The sequence below is a fragment of the Corynebacterium sp. genome, from assembly GCF_022712275.1.
In the GTDB taxonomy this organism is placed as follows: domain Bacteria; phylum Actinomycetota; class Actinomycetes; order Mycobacteriales; family Mycobacteriaceae; genus Corynebacterium.
In genome coordinates, this window is the sequence record NZ_JALAGU010000017.1 from 1 (window position 1) to 16,255 (window position 16,255).

At 66.9% G+C, this 16,255-nt stretch carries 16 protein-coding genes and 1 pseudogene; 7 read left to right on the forward strand and 10 right to left on the reverse strand.

From position 1 onward, the window contains the following. A pseudogene (locus tag Q0A27_RS03235) lies at positions 1 to 322 on the forward strand (acetyl-CoA C-acyltransferase); the annotation flags it as partial. 188 nt (positions 323 to 510) lie between these two features. Here Q0A27_RS03235 and Q0A27_RS03240 read toward each other — a convergent pair. The 8 genes from Q0A27_RS03240 to Q0A27_RS03275 form a co-directional block, all read right to left on the reverse strand. Next, positions 511 to 1,242 (reverse strand): ABC transporter ATP-binding protein, encoded by a 732-nt coding sequence (locus Q0A27_RS03240; RefSeq protein ID WP_291473638.1) that lies wholly within the window; start codon positions 1,240 to 1,242, stop codon positions 511 to 513. Then, positions 1,239 to 2,138: an ABC transporter permease gene (locus Q0A27_RS03245; RefSeq protein ID WP_291473639.1), complete on the reverse strand. Its 900-nt coding sequence runs from the start codon at positions 2,136 to 2,138 to the stop codon at positions 1,239 to 1,241. Before Q0A27_RS03245 ends, Q0A27_RS03240 begins: the two co-directional genes overlap by 4 nt. After that, positions 2,135 to 3,124, reverse strand: a complete 990-nt coding sequence (locus Q0A27_RS03250) for an ABC transporter substrate-binding protein (RefSeq protein ID WP_291473640.1) — start codon at positions 3,122 to 3,124, stop codon at positions 2,135 to 2,137. The genes Q0A27_RS03245 and Q0A27_RS03250 overlap by 4 nt, the downstream gene beginning before the upstream one ends. A gap of 39 nt (positions 3,125 to 3,163) precedes the next feature. Further along, complete coding sequence (locus Q0A27_RS03255) at positions 3,164 to 3,475, reverse strand: ferredoxin family protein (RefSeq protein ID WP_291473641.1); 312 nt, start codon at positions 3,473 to 3,475, stop codon at positions 3,164 to 3,166. Next, a complete protein-coding gene (locus Q0A27_RS03260) occupies positions 3,472 to 5,148 on the reverse strand; it encodes an FAD-binding protein (protein WP_291473642.1) in 1,677 nt (558 codons plus the stop codon). The genes Q0A27_RS03255 and Q0A27_RS03260 overlap by 4 nt, the downstream gene beginning before the upstream one ends. A 177-nt stretch (positions 5,149 to 5,325) precedes the next feature. Further along, entirely contained in the window at positions 5,326 to 6,528 is a 1,203-nt protein-coding gene (locus Q0A27_RS03265) for an N-acetylglucosamine-6-phosphate deacetylase (RefSeq protein WP_291473643.1), read from the reverse strand. An 11-nt stretch (positions 6,529 to 6,539) separates the two neighbouring features. Then, a complete protein-coding gene (nagB, locus tag Q0A27_RS03270) occupies positions 6,540 to 7,325 on the reverse strand; it encodes a glucosamine-6-phosphate deaminase (protein ID WP_291473644.1) in 786 nt (261 codons plus the stop codon). Between the two features lie 6 nt (positions 7,326 to 7,331). Then, complete coding sequence (locus Q0A27_RS03275; RefSeq protein ID WP_291473680.1) at positions 7,332 to 9,416, reverse strand: glucose PTS transporter subunit IIA; 2,085 nt, start codon at positions 9,414 to 9,416, stop codon at positions 7,332 to 7,334. A 201-nt stretch (positions 9,417 to 9,617) separates the two neighbouring features. Between Q0A27_RS03275 and Q0A27_RS03280 the strand changes: the two genes are divergently transcribed. Continuing rightward, on the forward strand, positions 9,618 to 10,403 hold the full coding sequence (locus Q0A27_RS03280) for a GntR family transcriptional regulator (protein ID WP_291473645.1): 786 nt from the start codon (positions 9,618 to 9,620) through the stop codon (positions 10,401 to 10,403). Between the two features lie 300 nt (positions 10,404 to 10,703). Here Q0A27_RS03280 and Q0A27_RS03285 read toward each other — a convergent pair whose 3' ends face one another. Continuing rightward, on the reverse strand, positions 10,704 to 12,056 hold the full coding sequence (locus Q0A27_RS03285) for a sodium/glutamate symporter (protein WP_291473646.1): 1,353 nt from the start codon (positions 12,054 to 12,056) through the stop codon (positions 10,704 to 10,706). Positions 12,057 to 12,182: 126 nt separating this feature from the next. Between Q0A27_RS03285 and Q0A27_RS03290 the strand changes: the two genes are divergently transcribed. The 5 genes from Q0A27_RS03290 (at position 12,183) to Q0A27_RS03310 (ending at position 14,882) form a co-directional block, all read left to right on the forward strand. Beyond that, positions 12,183 to 13,124, forward strand: a complete 942-nt coding sequence (locus Q0A27_RS03290; protein ID WP_291473647.1) for a hypothetical protein — start codon at positions 12,183 to 12,185, stop codon at positions 13,122 to 13,124. 98 nt (positions 13,125 to 13,222) lie between these two features. Continuing rightward, positions 13,223 to 13,723, forward strand: coding sequence for a hypothetical protein (locus Q0A27_RS03295; RefSeq protein WP_291473648.1), 501 nt, complete (start codon positions 13,223 to 13,225; stop codon positions 13,721 to 13,723). A 22-nt stretch (positions 13,724 to 13,745) separates the two neighbouring features. Beyond that, positions 13,746 to 14,177 carry a hypothetical protein gene (locus tag Q0A27_RS03300; protein ID WP_291473649.1) on the forward strand — a complete coding sequence of 144 codons (432 nt, stop codon included), beginning with the start codon at positions 13,746 to 13,748 and terminating at the stop codon, positions 14,175 to 14,177. 192 nt (positions 14,178 to 14,369) lie between these two features. Then, positions 14,370 to 14,696 (forward strand): hypothetical protein, encoded by a 327-nt coding sequence (locus Q0A27_RS03305; RefSeq protein WP_291473650.1) that lies wholly within the window; start codon positions 14,370 to 14,372, stop codon positions 14,694 to 14,696. A 12-nt stretch (positions 14,697 to 14,708) separates the two neighbouring features. Continuing rightward, positions 14,709 to 14,882 (forward strand): hypothetical protein, encoded by a 174-nt coding sequence (locus Q0A27_RS03310; RefSeq protein WP_291473651.1) that lies wholly within the window; start codon positions 14,709 to 14,711, stop codon positions 14,880 to 14,882. Here the strand turns inward: Q0A27_RS03310 and Q0A27_RS03315 are convergent. Further along, complete coding sequence (locus Q0A27_RS03315; protein WP_291473652.1) at positions 14,879 to 16,243, reverse strand: dicarboxylate/amino acid:cation symporter; 1,365 nt, start codon at positions 16,241 to 16,243, stop codon at positions 14,879 to 14,881. The two genes, Q0A27_RS03310 and Q0A27_RS03315, sit on opposite strands and share 4 nt — an antisense overlap. Positions 16,244 to 16,255 lie beyond the last annotated feature (12 nt).

Consider the following 16,255-nt stretch of genomic DNA (forward strand, 5'->3'; position numbering starts at 1 on the left):
CACGTTCCTGCATTCCCAGCCGGCGCAGGCGGTGGCCGCGGCGTTGGGCAAGGCGGGGTGGGAGGTGTCTGATCTGGATTTCCTGGAGATCAATGAGGCTTTCGGTGCGGTGGTGGTGCAGTCGCTGCGGGATCTGGATTACCCGTTGGAGCGGACGAATATTCACGGTGGTGGTATTGCGTTGGGGCATCCGATCGGTTGCTCGGGTGCGCGTCTGGTGGTGACGGCTGCCCTTGAGCTGAACCGTCGTGGTGGTGGTAGGGCTGCTGTGTCGCTGTGCGGGGGCGGTGGTCAGGGTGATGCGTTGATCCTCTGGCGCTGATCCTGATGTGGCACCGGGAGGAGGGGCGCCGGGTCCTGATCATTTCCCGTCCGGCGTCGCTGGACCGCTGGCGTCCGGCGACGACGCCCGAAGGCGATCCGTGCGGCTACGAGTGCGCTGGGACCGTTCCGCATGATCGTACGGCCGTCTGCGCTTCCACACGGGATCTCTGAAACCGGACAGACACCTCACCCCACCTCCTCACTCACCCCCAGATCCGCGAGCAGCTTCCCACGCAGGTCACTGAACCCGGGCAGTGACCGGGAGCGGCGGCGTCCGAACGGCACCTCGTACTCCGCGCCGATCGCACCTTCCTGCAGCACCAGGATCCTGTCGGCCAGCAGGATCGCCTCATCCACATCATGCGTTACCAGCACCACCGACGGGTTGTGCCGCTCGTGCAGGTTCGCGACGAGAGACTGGATCTTCAACCGTGTCAGCGCATCCAGTGCGCCGAACGGCTCGTCGAGAAGCAACAGCTCCGGCGACCGGATCAGGGCACGGGCCAGCGCGACACGCTGTGCCTCACCACCGGACAGGGAGGTCGGCCAGGCGTCCCCGAACCCCTCGAGCCCCACCTCCACAAGCACCTCGGCGGCGAGGGCACGCCGCCGGGCACGCCCGCCGGGAACCCCGACGGTGATGTTGTCCCACACCTTCCGGCCGTTGACCAGGCGCGGCTCCTGGAAGACGATCGTCCGGTTCGGTCTGGTCAGCACCGTGCCGGCATCGGTGGACTCCAACCCGGCGAGGATTTTCAGGATCGTCGACTTGCCACCACCGGAGCGTCCCAGCAGCGCCACGAACTCGCCCTGGTCCACCGTGAAATCCACCGAGTCCAGTACACGGCGTCCGGCAAAGCTCTTCGTCAGCCCGTCGACCACGACCGAAGTCTGTGTCTGTACCTGTGCCGCGGTCATTTCCGCGCCTCCTTCGAGAACTTCCACGGCATGGTCACGCGCTCCAGGACGCGGACGACGGTATCCGCCAGTAGGCCGGCGACCGCGTAAAGGACGATGCAGGCGACGACGATGTCGGTCTGGAAGTACTGCTGCGCCGAGGTCATGAGGAAACCGAGTCCGGACTGCGTGTTCGACAACTCGGCCACGACCAGTGCGCCGAGCGCGGCGGTCATGGCGATACGGAAGCCCAGGAGAATCTGCGGCAGCGCCTCGGGTACCACCACAGTCCGCACCAGCCGGGCATGGCCCAGGCCGTAGGCGCGACCGGCCTCGATGAGTTTCGCGTCCACATGCCGGACGCCGAGATGGGTGTTGATGTACGTCGGGATACCTGCTGCCAGGGCGATGATGATGATCTTCGGCAGTTCGTCGATCCCGAACCAGATGATCAGCAGTGGGGTGATCGCGAGGATCGGGACGGTGCGCACGATCTGCACGACCGGGTCGATGAGCTGGTCACCGAGTCGGAACAGTCCGGAGACGATGCCGGTCACCAGCCCCACCGCAATGCCGATGACCAGACCGATCGCTGCCCGTCGCAGCGAGACGGACAGGTTCGCCCACAGGTCACCGGACCGGGCGAGTTCGGTGAAGGCGTTCCAGACCTCCCACGGTGCGGGGAACTGCTGTGAGGTGATCGCCCCGGACACCGACGCCGCGAACCAGGCGGCGACGAGCACGACCGGCCCGGAGGCCCGGAGCAGAAGGTTGAGCCAGAGCGGCTGGGCTCTACGGGTCCGGACGGTCGGCGGGACGAGTCCTGCGGTGGACGCGGTGGGGTCGGACGGAGATACCGGAGTTGAGGACGCCGCATCCGGGCGTCCTGTGCGGTGGTTCAGTACGGAGGTACTCATGAGTTCACCCACTCATCGATGTCGAAGGGCTCCTTGACGATGCCCTGGTCCACGAGGAAGTCCAGCGAGTTCTTCAGGGTGGTCACCCCGTCCGGGTCAATGCGTTCGTCGCTGAAGTCCCAGGTGTTCGAGACGCGGAACGAATCTTCCGAGACCTTCTGCTGGTCGGCGGCCCAGGCGATGTACTTGTCGAGGTCCTTGCGGATCTCGGCGATGCCCGCCTGCTCGACCTCCCAGTAGGCGTCCGTGATCTCCGGATGGTCCTCGCGGAACTGGTCGGTGGTCACGCTGAGCCCGGTGGACAACAGGTCAGGGTCATCGACCTCAGCCTTCGAGGCGACGGTGAAGTCGTTGTTCTCCAGCCACACCGCAGCGGTGTTCGCCGGCACAGCGACAGCACTGACGCTGCCCTTCTGCAGGGCGGGCAGGGCGTCCGCGAAGAGCAGGTTGACGAGGTTGTCGTTGTCCAGCGCACCGTGCCGGTCCAGGGCGGCGCGGCCGTAGCGGTCGAAGTTCGAGCCGAACTGCAGGCCGACCTTCTTCCCCTTGAGTTTCTCGATGCTGTCCAGTGAAGGATCGTTGGTGAGGAACCAGATACCGGAGGTCGGTCGGTCCACGGCGATCGGGCTGATCGTCTGCCCGTTGCCCCTGGCCTGGACGGAGGGGACGTCACCGAGGTTTCCGAGGGTGATGTCCCCGCTCTGCAGGGCCTGGATCACCGGTGGCCCGTTGTTGAAGCCGACGTAGCGGTCGAACTCGAAGCCGTGCTTCTCGAGGATCGGGTCGGCCAGACCGAGGAATTCGGCGTACCCGAAGGGGCTCGTGTCACGCGGGGTGGAGCCGGCGCCGCCGTTCCACGGCAGACCGACGGAGATCCTGGTCAGACCGTTGCCGTTGTCGGCGTCCGCGCTACCGCAGGAGGCGAGCCCGGCGACGAGTGCGAGTCCGGTGAGGACGCCGCCGATGCGGCGTAGGGGAGTGGTCATGGTGTTCTCTTCTCGGGTCAGTGGGTGGGGGTACGGGTGTCAGGGTGCGGGTTTCGGTGTGCGGCGCCAGCCGACGGCGTCCCGGTGGCGCCCGAGGAAGTCCCTCTCGCGCAAGGACGCCAGGTCGGCATCCCCGCCGTTACCGGGGACGAGTCGTTGGGGAGATCGGGACGGGTCGACGAACAGCGCGTCCGCCGGGCAGTAGGTCTCGCACTGGAAGCAGGTCTGGCAGGAGTCCTTGTCCGCGATGACGGGGAAGCCGTCGGGACGCAGGGTGAAGACGTTCATCGGGCAGACTTGCGCGCACAGGCCGCAGTTGGTGCAACGCTCGGGATCGATGACCTCTATCATGCGGCCACCTCCGCGTGGGAATGCTGACGCTGGACCCGGATCTCGTCGACTCCCGAGGCCACGAGCCGGTAGGTGGCGGTGGGGTCGGTTTCGGGGTGGTCGACGCGGTAGTGCATCGCGCGGGATTCCCGACGTTCCAGCGCGGACGCCGTCGCCCACCGTGCCATTGCCGCCATGCCGGCGACTTCGCGGAGCCGGTAGTGCTTTGCGGAACTGGCTGGGGTGGCCTCCTGCAGATCCGACCAGACGGTGTCGAGGTTGGCGAGCATGCCGGTGAGCCGTTCTTCGGTACGGAAGACAGCGTTGGTCAGGGGCAGCATCTGGCTCCGGACGCGGTCGGTGAGCCCTCGCCAGTCCGGAGTGTGGCTTCGTCGGCTGCCGGACCGGGCGGACGCGATGCTGTCCAGGTGTACGCCGGTACCCTTGCTGACCAGTCCTGAGGCGTGTCGGGCGGCATGGCGTCCCGCCCATGCTCCGGACGCCACCGCCCAGGCCAGGTTCGGGCCACCGGCGCCGGTCGCCGCTCCGGTGATCTTGTCGCGGGCAGCGACGTCCCCGGCGACGAAGAGCCCGGGAAGGCCGGCGGCGCAGGTCGTGTCGTCCACCCGGATACCACCGGTGCCGCGGACGGTCCCCTCATTCACCCAGTCGATGGGGAAGAACTCGGTGAAGGGATCGATACCGAGCTTGTCGGTGACGGCGAAGAAGTTCGGCATGGACGAGCGCACCCGTCCCCACTGGTCCGGGGTGAACTGGGAGAACCGCGAGTACACGGTGCCGTGGACGGAGTGCTCGATGATCGGGACGCGCGAATAGTGCAGGTCGGTGTAGGTGATAGGTGTGCCGCCTGCGGTCCGGTATTCGGCCTGGATGAAGTAGCCGTTCTTGTCCATGGAGGTGCCGAAGGGGACCATGCCCTGGAAGTTCGAGAACTCCATCGCCGCGAGATCCGCGCCGGCTTCAGCGGCCATGAGCTGGCCGTCGCCGGTGTTCGTGTCGCCGCCGAGGGAATGGCTGCGCCAGGTGGTGCCGCCGGTGGCCAGCACCACGGAGGACGCGTGAACGGTCCATTCGCGGTCGTTCTGCGTCTGATGTCCGTGGGCTCCGGCGACGGCGTCCCGTGTGTCGGTGACGAGCAGTCCGGTGGCCGGGCTGTGGTCGAGGATGAGCACACCGCGCTTTTTCACCTGTCCGCGCAGGAAGCGGAGGTAGTCGGGTGCGGGGCCGCGGAAGAACGGGGCACCTGAGGGGTTGTCGCCCGTGAGGTCGAGACCCGGGGCGGCCAGTTTCTTCTCTACCCGGTTCCAGCCCATGTCCGGTAGCCGGCTGATCTGGGCCCAGGTCTCGTCGAGGAAGGCGTCTGTCCAGGCCCAGTCGGAGAGTCCGCCACCGGTGGAGTTCTTGATCTCGAAGGTTTCGCGTCGTTGCGGCGCGCCGGGTGGGGTGAGCCAGTGCCCGACTCCGGCGGTGGCGGCGACTCCACTGGCGCCGCACCAGCCCTTGTCGACAAGGGTGACGGAGAGTCCGTGTTCGGTGGCGATGTCGGCGGCATTGATAGCGGCCCAGGTCGCGGCCGGGCCACCTCCGATGATGAGGATGTCTGTGCGGATCTCCAGGGCATCCTGATCGTCACGGAAGATGTCGGGAGAAGGACGTGTGGATCGTGTGGTCATAAGACCGCTCACTGTAGACAGAGCAGTCTAGATGCGGGTAGCGAACGGGCCAGGGTGAATGGAATGACTCGCCGACTACTTGCCCGTACTGCTTCTGTGCCCTAACCGGAACAGCGGGATCCACGGTGTCGAAGGGTGCATCGGGCGGTCAGCGCCGTGACTGCGGCCGACCGGGTCTCACGCTTCACCCGCCACGACCTCCCCGCCCCGCATCACCGACGCCACCTGCAGATCTGCATCGAGGACGACGAGATCGGCGCGTCCTCCCGGGTGCAGGCCGACGGTGGGGAAGCCGACCGCCCGCGCCGGGTTTACCGACGTCTGCCGCACCGCCTGCAACAGTGCGGCGTCCGACGCCGCAGCTGAGGTCTTCGAGCCAGTATCCGGCGTGGTCCCTGCGCCGTGCTGCACCGCGAAGCGGAACAGCTGGTCCATCGTCGCCGTACTCCCGGCGATGGTGTCGGTGCCCGCCACATGGGCCACACCGTCGGTCACCTCCACATCCACCGTGCCCAGCCGGTACGCGCCGTCCGGCATGCCGGCGGCGGCCATGGCGTCGGTGACGAGAGTGACCCGCTCCGGTCCGACCAGCTCACACACGCCGCGGTACAGCGAGTGGTGCAAATGCACACCGTCGCCGATCATCTCCACGGTCACCCGCGGATCCTCCACCAGCGCGGTCACCGGGCCCGGCTGCCGGTGGTGGACCGGACGCATCGCATTGAACAGATGGGTCCCCACCCGGGCACCCGCCGCGATCGCCGCGCGGGTCTGTTCGTAGGTGGCATCTGTGTGGCCGACGGCGGCGACCACCCCGGCGTCCACGATCTGCCGGACGGCGTCCAGCGCCCCGTCCAGTTCCGGGGCGAGGGTCACCATCCGCACCGTGTCTCGGCCGGCCGCCAGAACCCGCCGCACTTCCTGCAGGTCCGGGATGCGCAGCGCACCCGGATCGTGGGCCCCTTTCTTCGACGGCGCCAGCCACGGACCTTCCAGGTGGATGCCGCCGACCAGTCCGTCGCGCACATGCCCGGAGAGCACGTCGATCTCGCGGAGAAGTTCCCCGGGCCGGGCGGAGACCAGGGAGGCCATGATTGTCGTGGTCCCGTGGGCGAGGTGTGCGGCCACCGCAGTGGCCGTCTGCTCGTCGGTGGCCACCGGGAATGCCCCGCCGCCACCGCCGTGGACATGCGTGTCCACGAATCCGGGGACCACGGTCACCGCACCCAGTGCCAGATCGCCCCCTGCGGAATGATCTGACGCCACGGGACGCGGCGGGTCACCGGTCCCGAGTGCGGTGACCCTCCCGCCGGAAACCTCCAGCCAGCCCGGACGACGTACCTCGGTACCGGTGACCAGGACATCCGCGGTGATCAGCATGCCCGCCACCGTCACAGGCCCTGCCACTGCGGCTTGGCGGCCCAGGTCTGCCGGTAGTAGTCCGCCAGCTGCAGCCGGCCTGCGGCTGCTTCGTCGAGGAGCACGGAGACATGCGGGTGGTGCTGCAGGATGGTCGCGGGCCACAGCGCACTCACCCCACCCTCGGCGAGTTGGTGGACGGCCTCGGCCTTGCCCTGCCCGGTGGCCAGCAGCACGATGTGCCTGGCCTCCAGGATCGTCCCGAGTCCCTGGGTCAGGCACTGCGTGGGGACCCGGTCGAGATCGTCGTCGAAGAAGCGGGCATTGTCGATCCGGGTCTGCCGGGTCAGCGTCTTGATCCGGGTGCGGGAGGCCAGGGAGGACCCCGGCTCATTGAAGGCGATGTGCCCGTCGGTCCCGATCCCGAGGATCTGCAGGTCCACCCCACCGGCCGTGGAGATGGCGTCCTCGTAGTCCCGGCAGGCCGCCGGGATGTCCGATGCGAGACCGTCGGGACCGCGCACCGCGTCCGCGTCGAAGTCCACCCGGGAGGTGAAGTCCCGGCGGATGACATTGGCGTAGCGCTCCGGGTGGGAGGCTTCCAGCCCGACGTACTCGTCGAGGGTGAAGGCCCGGGTGCCGGCGAAGGAGATCCGGCCGGCCTCGTAGCGTTCGACGAGGGCGTGGTAGACCGGCAGGGGAGATGACCCGGTCGCCAGGCCGAGGACGGCGTCCGGCTTGTGGTCGAGCAGGTCGGTGATGGCGTCCGCGGCGAGCTCACCGGCGGCGGTGGCGTCCGGGAGGATGACGATTTCCATGGCGGTCTACTTCTCCTTGGTGACGGTGAACAGCGGACGCATCGTGGTCACGGTGGCCGGATCGGTCTCGGTGGGCTCGACGGCCGCACCGCGGGCGTCCATGACCACCACGGGGACGACGGTCGGGTAGCCGGTCTCCGCGACCGCGGCGACATCGTAGGTGATGATCGGCTGGCCCTGGACCACGCGGTCGCCCTTGGCGGCGTGGAGGGTGAACCCCCGGCCCTTGAGCTTGACGGTGTCGAGGCCGAGGTGGACGAGGACGGCGGTCTTGTCTTCGGTCATGATCGCATAGGCGTGGGGGAGCAGCTGCATGAGCTTTCCACTGACCGGCGCCACGGCCTCGACGATGTCGCCGGCGGGCTCGATGGCGAGTCCGGGGCCGACGGTCCCGGCAGCGAAGGTCTTGTCCGGGACCTCCGTGAGCGTCACGGTCCGCCCGGGGATCGGGCTGCGGACCAGGACAGGACCGGCGGCAGCCTCAGTGGCCTGGGCGGCGCTGTCGGAGGACGCCGCGTCCTGCGACGGAGGTGCAGGAACGACCGGGGCGGAGTCGCTGTCAGAAGTGCTGGCCGGAGCGGCCCCGGCGAGTGCAGCCCGGATCTCGTCCTTGAGGGTCTCCGAGGTCGTGCCGAAGACCGCCTGGACGTTGTCGCCGACCTCCATCACGCCGGCTGCACCGAGGGCATGCAGCCGGGCCTTGTCCACCGCCGCCCGGTCAGAGACCTCCATACGCAGTCGGGTCATACAGGCGTCCACGTGGATGAGGTTGTCCCGTCCACCGAAGGCGGTGATGAGCTTCTCCGCGCGCGCGGAGCTGGCTGTGCCGTCAGTGCCGGCCCCGGAAGCGTCGGTGTCCCCGGACTCTGTGGTGTCCGTGACTTCTGTGGCCTCGAACTCCTCGTCCGGCACCCGGCCCGGGATGCGCAGGTTCCACCGCACGATCGCGAAGCGGAACATCACGTAGTAGAGCACCGCGAAGACCAACCCCTGGATCACCAGCAACGGGATGTTCTTCGCTGCCGGTGCAGTGCCGTAGAGCAGCAGATCGACAAGTCCGGCGGAGAAGGAGAAGCCGAGATGCACGTCGAGCAGGTAGGAGATCGCCAGGGAAAGACCGGTGAGCAGTGCGTGGATAACGTACAGCGGGAAGGCCAGGAACATGAACGCGAACTCGAGCGGCTCGGTCACGCCGGTGAGGAAGGCGGTCAGCCCGGCGGCGGAGAAGATACCTATCGCCACCTTCTTCTGCCGCGGCTTGGCGACGTGGATCATCGCCAGGGCGGCGGCCGGCAGGCCGAACATGAGGATCGGGTAGAAACCGGAGGTCAGCGCGCCTGCGGAGGGGTCACCCGCGGCGAAACGGCTGAGTTCACCGGTGACCAGCCCGTTGGGTCCCTCGTAGTCGCCGTAGATGAACCAGATGAAGGTGTTGAGGATGTGGTGCAGCCCCAGCGGGATGAGCAGGCGGTTGGCGAAACCGTAGACGAAGGCACCCAGGGCGCCGGAACCGGCGATGAACTCGCCGACCGAGGTCAGGCCGCTGTTGAACAGCGGGTACAGGTAGGCCATTGCGAAACTGAGAAAGAGGACGGCCAGGGAGACGACGATGGGCACGAACCGGCGTCCGCCGAAGAACCCCAGGTAGGGCGGAAGCTCTATGTCGTGGTACCTGTCGAAGAGCCAGGCGGTGAGCAGACCGACGAGGATGCCGCCGAAGACGCTGTAGTCGATCATCGACTGCTCGCCGGCGGCGTCGGTCACCCCGTCGAGGACGACCGGGGACATGGTCTCGAAGACGGAGGTCATCACCAGGTAACCGGCGACGGCGGCCAGTGCGGTGGAACCGTCGGCCTTCTTCGCGAAGCCGATGGCCACACCGACGGCGAAGAGGAGGGCGAGGTTGCCGAACAGGGCGTCGCCGGCGGCACTCATCGCGTCGAAGAACGGGCCGATGACGGGGATGTCGGTGCCGCCGAGCAGGTCGTCCTGGCCCAGGCGCAGGAGGATACCGGCGGCGGGTAGCAGGGCGATCGGCAGCATGAGGCTCTTGCCGAGCCGTTGCAGTTGGCCGAATCCTGGAATGCGCAGGCCTCTGCGCTGCTTTCCGGCGCTGTGGCCGGAACTGTCGCCGGGGCCGGGATCTGTGGTGGATGTGGTCGGGGTGGTCACGGGAGTCTCCTCGTGTCGGGCGGTCGATCCCACGATATTGGACTAGACCAATTATCTGTGTCAAGGGTCACATGTAAATGGCGATTGATTGGTCCAGACCATTGTCTGTACGGTGAAGCCATGAGGGTGCCGAAGTACTACCTGGTCAAGAACCAGATCCTTGAGCTCATTGCGGACCGCGCGCCGGGTACCCCGCTGCCTACCGAACGCGAACTCGCCGAACGGTTCGGCACCTCGCGCACGACCGTCCGCCAGGCCATCGCCGAACTCGTCGTCGACGGTCGGATCGACCGGATCCAGGGCAGCGGTACCTTCGTCGCCGCCCCGAAAATGATGCTTCCCCAGGTCTCGTTCTCCAGCAACGCAGTCTCCCGTGGGCAGCGGCCGGGACGCGTCATCGTCTCGGTCGGACGCCTCGCCGCCGACGGGGAGCTGGCTGCGAAACTGCAGGTGGACGCCGGGTCGACGGTCACGCGTCTGGAAGTGCTCCGCACCGTGGACGATGAACCACTGGCACACGAGACGGTGCATCTGCCCGGGGACCTCACCGAGCTCGCCGGGCGGCTGGAGGAACAGGACTCCCTCTACCGCATGCTCGCCGCCGACTACGGCATGGCGATCGTCGAGGTCGAGGATGTCGTGGAGACCGCCCTGTGCGATCCGGTCCGGGCAGGACTGCTCGGGGTGACGTCCGGCCTGCCGCTGCTCGTGGTCCACCGCACGGGTTTCGCTGCGGACGGCCGGCCTGTGGAGTGGACGGAGTCCGCGTTCCGCGGCGACCGCTACCGGTTCATCTCACGGCAGCAGTTGGGGGAGAATGTCCCGCCGGGAGCCCGACCGCCCATGACGGATGAAGGACCCCTTACATCGCCCGCTCCACCAGGTGCATCTCCAGGTACCTGCTGACCTCCCGCGCCCGGTCGTCACAGTCGAGGACCCGGGTGTACTCCGACTCGCTGCGTCCTTCTTCGGAATCGAGCGGGACGGTCTCCACCACATCCCCCCGGAACCATCGGGAGTGCGTGGCAGAAGTCGGTGAGGTCCCGGATGTGTGGTGGTGCGCCCGGGACGAGTCCGCTGGGGGCCATGTCCCCTGGTCCCGGTCCGGGCCACCGGCGGCCCGGTGATGTGATGGCCAACGGCAGTGTGTCCGGTCCGAAGTCAGGCATGGGCCTGCGGGCAATCGACGGTCTGTCTGTGCCGGGCCTATTCGCGCGTCACCGCGTCCTCCCGCTGTTCCCGGTGGTGCGGCATCCACTTCAGTACCCAGGGCAGTGCCAGCACGACACCGGCGAGCCCCAGGGACAGGACGCCGAGTCCCATCGTCCAGCCGGCGATCACCGCGATCGGGGCGAGGATCGTCATGCCGATCTCGAAAGGTGCGAAGCCGATGTAGGCCACGCCGTACTCGTTGAGCGTGCCGGATTTCATCTTCGGGTCCACGATCTTCAGCAGGGCGATACCCGTGGCGACAGCTGCGGTCGCCCAACCCCAGCCGAAGATGCCGCGCTCCAGCCAGTTCTCGCCGAAGAAGCGTGGGGCGATGAAGAAGAAGAAAATGACGCAGTACACGGTGCCGAGCACGAACATGACGGCCAGTGCCACCCAGTAGTCGGCGATGGCGGCGGGCACGATCGATGCGATACCGAAGGCGATGAGGTAGTCCGTGGAGGCACCTGAGATCGACCCCATCGTCTCCTTGTCGACGTAGTCGGGCTTCTTCACCGCGGTGAGAAGCAGCTTGCCGGCGATACCGACGAGGAAGGACATGGCGAACAGTGGGATGGACACATCCGGGAACAGGTCGTTGACCCAACCGCAGAGGTAGTTCGCGAAGAGCACCGTGAGCGTGAGGATGCCGGCGTGCAACGCAATCGGCTCGATCGCCGAGGCATTCGTCGTCGCCTTACCGATCGAGGGACGCTCGTGAATCTTGTCGATGTAGCCCGATCGAAGGTCCCAGGGCAGCTTGCCGGGCAGGGACATCGTCTTGTTCTTCCGGATGCCCCAGGCAGCGAAGATGACGCCACCGACGATCGCGGCCAGTGTACCGACGGTCGCCGAGGTGAAGCCGAGTGAGCTGGCGGCGACCGCCCCGGCGTCCTCCAGGGACGTACCGACGGCGGCGGCGGTACCGAAGCCGCCGACGAAGCCGACCGGCAGCATCATCCCGAACCAGTCGTCCGTGCCCCAGACCGGGGCGAAGAAGAACACGCCCAGGAGAATGAAAAGACCCCACTGCCCCAGGAACATGCCGACGGAGTACGACCACATGGTCTTCGCTCCGTCCCGGGTGCCGCGGTCGAAGGTCATCGAGTACGGCATCGCCGCGAAGACGACGGCGATGAGCAGGGTGGTGTACGCACCCATCTGGTCGGAGAACCCGATGAGATCCAGGACCTGTGGTCCGAGGATCAGACCGAGTATGCCCGCGGTGATCGGGCTCGGCAGCAGGAGTGCGCGGAACAGGGGGACGGTGCGTCGGAGGAAGTTGCCGATCACGAGGAGCAGCGAGATCCATCCGACGTCGGCGAGCAGGGTGAATGGAGTGTAATCCACGTGAACCTCCTTGGCGTCAGTGTCGGAGCCGGATAAGCGTGGTGTGCCATCCGGACAAGGGCAGAAGGGGAACTCTATCGGATGATCTTCCCTGCTGTTCAGTTCACCTCCGTTACAGTGAGTTGCGTGAACCGAAACAACCTGACCCTCACCGGTGTGCTTCTCGGCAGCGCACTGCTCGCCCTCTCCGCCTGCAGTTCCGTTTCCGATGACGGGGACGCGGCATCCTCGCGATCCACCGGAACGACCACAACCGAGACCGTCGCGCCTGACGTGACCGACGTCGATCCGATGTCCTTCGAGATGGGCGGACACTACGTCTTCAACGTGTCCCGGGACGACGGCACCGCTACCCTCTGCGTGATGGGCGACGGCTCGATCACCTGCTCCGGTAAAGCTCCGGAGGACGCCCCGGACGTCACGATCACCCCGTTCCCGACGCAGCCCCCGGGTGCGATTATCCTCGACAAGGACGGTCTGACCTGGTACATGCTTGAAGGTGTTCCGCCCGCGCCGGGAAGTCTGGAGCCTTCCCAGCGCATCAGTGACGGCGGTATCACCTGCGAGACGGACGCGGAGGGTTCGCTGGACTGCAGCCTCGGCGACAACGGCTTCACCATCGACCACGAGGACGGCGCGATCAGCCTCCGCGGAACGGTCCGGGTCACTGCAGAGGCTGAGGCGCCGGAGGCTGAGGAGGCGGGGGAGTCGGAGTCGACAAAGGCCACCGCTGTGGACAGCGGTGTAGACGGCGACTACAGCTCCACCGATGAACCGATGGGTGCGGGGGCCTGGTGCGGTGTCGCCCATCCTGAGGAGACCAGCGTGTACGTCCATGAGGGTTCGGTCGGCTGTCTCACCGCAGAGAACGTGATCGACGAGTACCGCGACCGACGGATGTCCGAAGGCGGTGGAAACACTCTGGCCATGCAGGTCGGGGAGTGGAACTGCTCCTCGCCGACAGCCATGACTGGCCAGGAACTGGGTGAGGAGATCTTCAACGGAACGGGCCCGGTCGCCATGGTCTGCGACAACCCGGACGGTACCCGGATCGCTACGGCTGTCTGACCGGGTGGGTGTTCGAACGCTACGCGGCGCTGTCCGGCGCGGAGGCTACAACTGATGCTGACCGGGAGCCGACCGACTCCTCCGTTCTCAGGAGAGACATGACCATCACGAAGCTCACCGCAGGCGCCGTTGCACTGGTGACCGCTCTGACTCTCGCCGCCTGCAGAGACGATGACGAGGCCACGGACGCCACGACTGCCATCACCACCGACCAGGCTGTGGAAAACACGCAAGACTCCGGGGACGCTGACGCCGCCGAGCAGCCGGTCTCTGACATCCAGGCCGCGGTGGACACCTTCATCGGTGCCCTCGACGACCTCGGTATCGAACACTCCGAGCCGGTGCGCGGTGTCGTGGAGCTCTCGGGGGCGAAAGCTCGTTTCGACCTCACCGTGAACGGCTTCGACGCCGGTATCAACGTCTACCCGGACTCGGAAGCCTTGGAGACCTGGCAAGGACTCAGTGACTCTTTCGGCGGCATCCACGTCGCGAAAGACCTGGCCGTGCTCACCCTCAACACCGACGAGGGTGTCGCCGACTCGGCGGAGATTGCCCCGCGCATCGCCGAGCACATCGACGGTACCGCCCGCGGGGTCTGACAGACTCGGACACCTTTCCGTGATGACGTTTCCCGTGGAGGACCATGATGCTGTGGTTATCGGCGCCGGGTTCGCCGGGCTCTACGCCCTGCACCGGTTGCGCAACGGGATGGGGCTGAACGTCCTCGTCGCCGACCGCTTCGACCTGCGGCGTAGCATCGCGTTGAACAAGACATGCGATGGCGCACGGCGGGACGTTGCGTCTTCCCGCCGGACGGTGAGGCCGGGGGAGCGGACCGTCAGCGCCCGCTTCCTCATCACCGCGACCGGTGGCACCGGTGACCCGGACATCCCGGATCTCGCGTGCTTCGACAGGTTCAGTGGCGCCGTCGCGCACACCCTGACCTGGCCGGAGGACCTCGAAGATCAAGGCAGACTACGCGGACCTGTGCGCGGCCGCCCGGACGACCACGGGTGGCGCGACCGTCGCCGATCCCGCCGGTTCCGGCCATGAGCTCAGAGTGGCGGAACGACGCGAAGTTCTCGACGACCGGTGGGCGCAGGGGCGGGTTCCACTTCCTGTTCCAGTTCCTGGAGCCCTTCACCGACCCGGTGGTCAACCTGTTCTCCGCCGACTACATCGCCGGGAAGACCCGCGGGACCGTCGAGGATCCGGCGACCGCGGAGCCGCTCATCCCCGGGGAGGATGCCCCGCCCTGTCGGCGCGCGCCGCCTGTGCATCGACACCCACTGGTATGCGACCTTCAACCGCGACAATGTGCATCTCGTGGACCTGAACGCGCAGCCGCTGCGTGATGTCGCTGACCTGGACGCCCGGTCCGAAGACCTACCCGGGCATGACGGTGCCCGGCTTCCCGGACCTGTTCGTGCTCTCCGGGCCGGGCGGTCCGGCTTCGCTGGTGTGCGCCCCGCCGTGTGCGGAGATGCAGGTCGACTGGGTTTTTCCGGGCTCATCGGGCATGTGATGACGCAGGACGCCGCTGTGGTCGACCCCACCGAGGAATCCACTTAGATCTGGGGCAACATGATCCGGTCTCTGGCGGAGAGCTCGCTGCACTCGAAGGAGGAGCGGTACCACGCGTCCGAGGATGCGGACGCCGAGTTCACGCCCTGCGCCACCGGCCTGGCAGACTACCGGCGGATCTGTGAGGACATCACCGATGCGGGATACCGGGGGTTTGAGATGGACAACAGTTAGTCATCCGACCGTGCAGCGTCCTCCAGCAGGTCCTCGTCCATCTCGGCGGTGACGGTGGAACGTCCGTGGTAGACGTCGTGGTCGATCTCCTTCTCGTCGTGCGCGACGAGCATGGCGACGAAGGTGTCGCCGTTGACGTTGAGGAAGGTGCGCAGGATGCCGGTGAACCAGTCCACCGCGATGAGCAGGCCGACGGCCTCGACGGGGAGATCCAGGGAGGACGCCAGGAACATCGCCACCACAGGGAATCCTCCCGGCACCGTGATCGTGCCCATGTTCAGCATGATCGACAGGAAGACACCGAGCACGATGTCCCCGGCACTGAGGTCCACGCCACCGGCCTGGGCGAGGAACATGATGACGATCATGTAGTTGAGCACCGCGCCGTAGGAGCCCATCGTCAGGCCGATCGACAGGGTGAAGTTCGCGACGCGCTGGCTCACACCGACCTTCTCGACCGTGTTGCGCAGCACCGTGGGGAAGGTGACCGCGGAACTGGTCGTCGTCACCGCGATGACGGTCTGCTCGGCGAGCTTCGCTCCGAGCTTGACCACGTTCAGGCGGGTCTTCAGCCAGATGACCACCAGGAACGCGACCATGAGGATGAGGACGCCGAGCGCGGTGACCCCGAGGTACGACAGCGCCGAGGTGACGACCGACAGGCCCTGTTCACCGGTGAGGGACGCCAGCAGGCAGAACACGCCGATCGGGGCGACGTACATGACGTACTGGATCATCAGCAGCACCACGTTCTGAATCCCCTCGAACAGGCCGAGAAGCGCGCGGTTGCCTGTCTTCGCCATCCAGCTGTTAAGCGCCACGCCGAAGATCAGCGAGAAGACGATGATCGGCAGCATGTCGGCGTTGGCCATCGCCTCGACGACGTTGGTGGACACGAAGTTCAGCAGGGTGTCCTGCCAGCCCTCGGTCTTGTCCGCCTCCTCCTGAAGTGTCGGGTCGAGTTCACCGTCGAAGACCATGCCGTCGCCGGGGCGGAACAGGCCACCGAGCCCCCAGGCGACGACGGCGGCCAGGGCGGAGAACCCGAGCATCCAGCCGAAGGTGCGTGCGGCCAGTCGTCCGGTGCCGGCCCCGGTCATCGACCCGGTGGCGACGATGACGGACGCCATGACCAGCGGCACGATGGACATCTGGATCAGGCGGATGAACATGTCGCCGATGAACTGCAGGTTCGCGGCCCAGTCGCCGAGGATCAGTCCGGCGATGATGCCGGCGGTGGCTCCCAGGCCGATGAGGACGGCAGGGTGGCGTAGCGCGAGCCAGACTCGTCCGGGACCGGTCGTGGCGAAGGACTGTGGTGCGTCGCCGTGGGGCAGGGGTGTGGGATTCTCCTGTGTCATTCCACGGAGGTT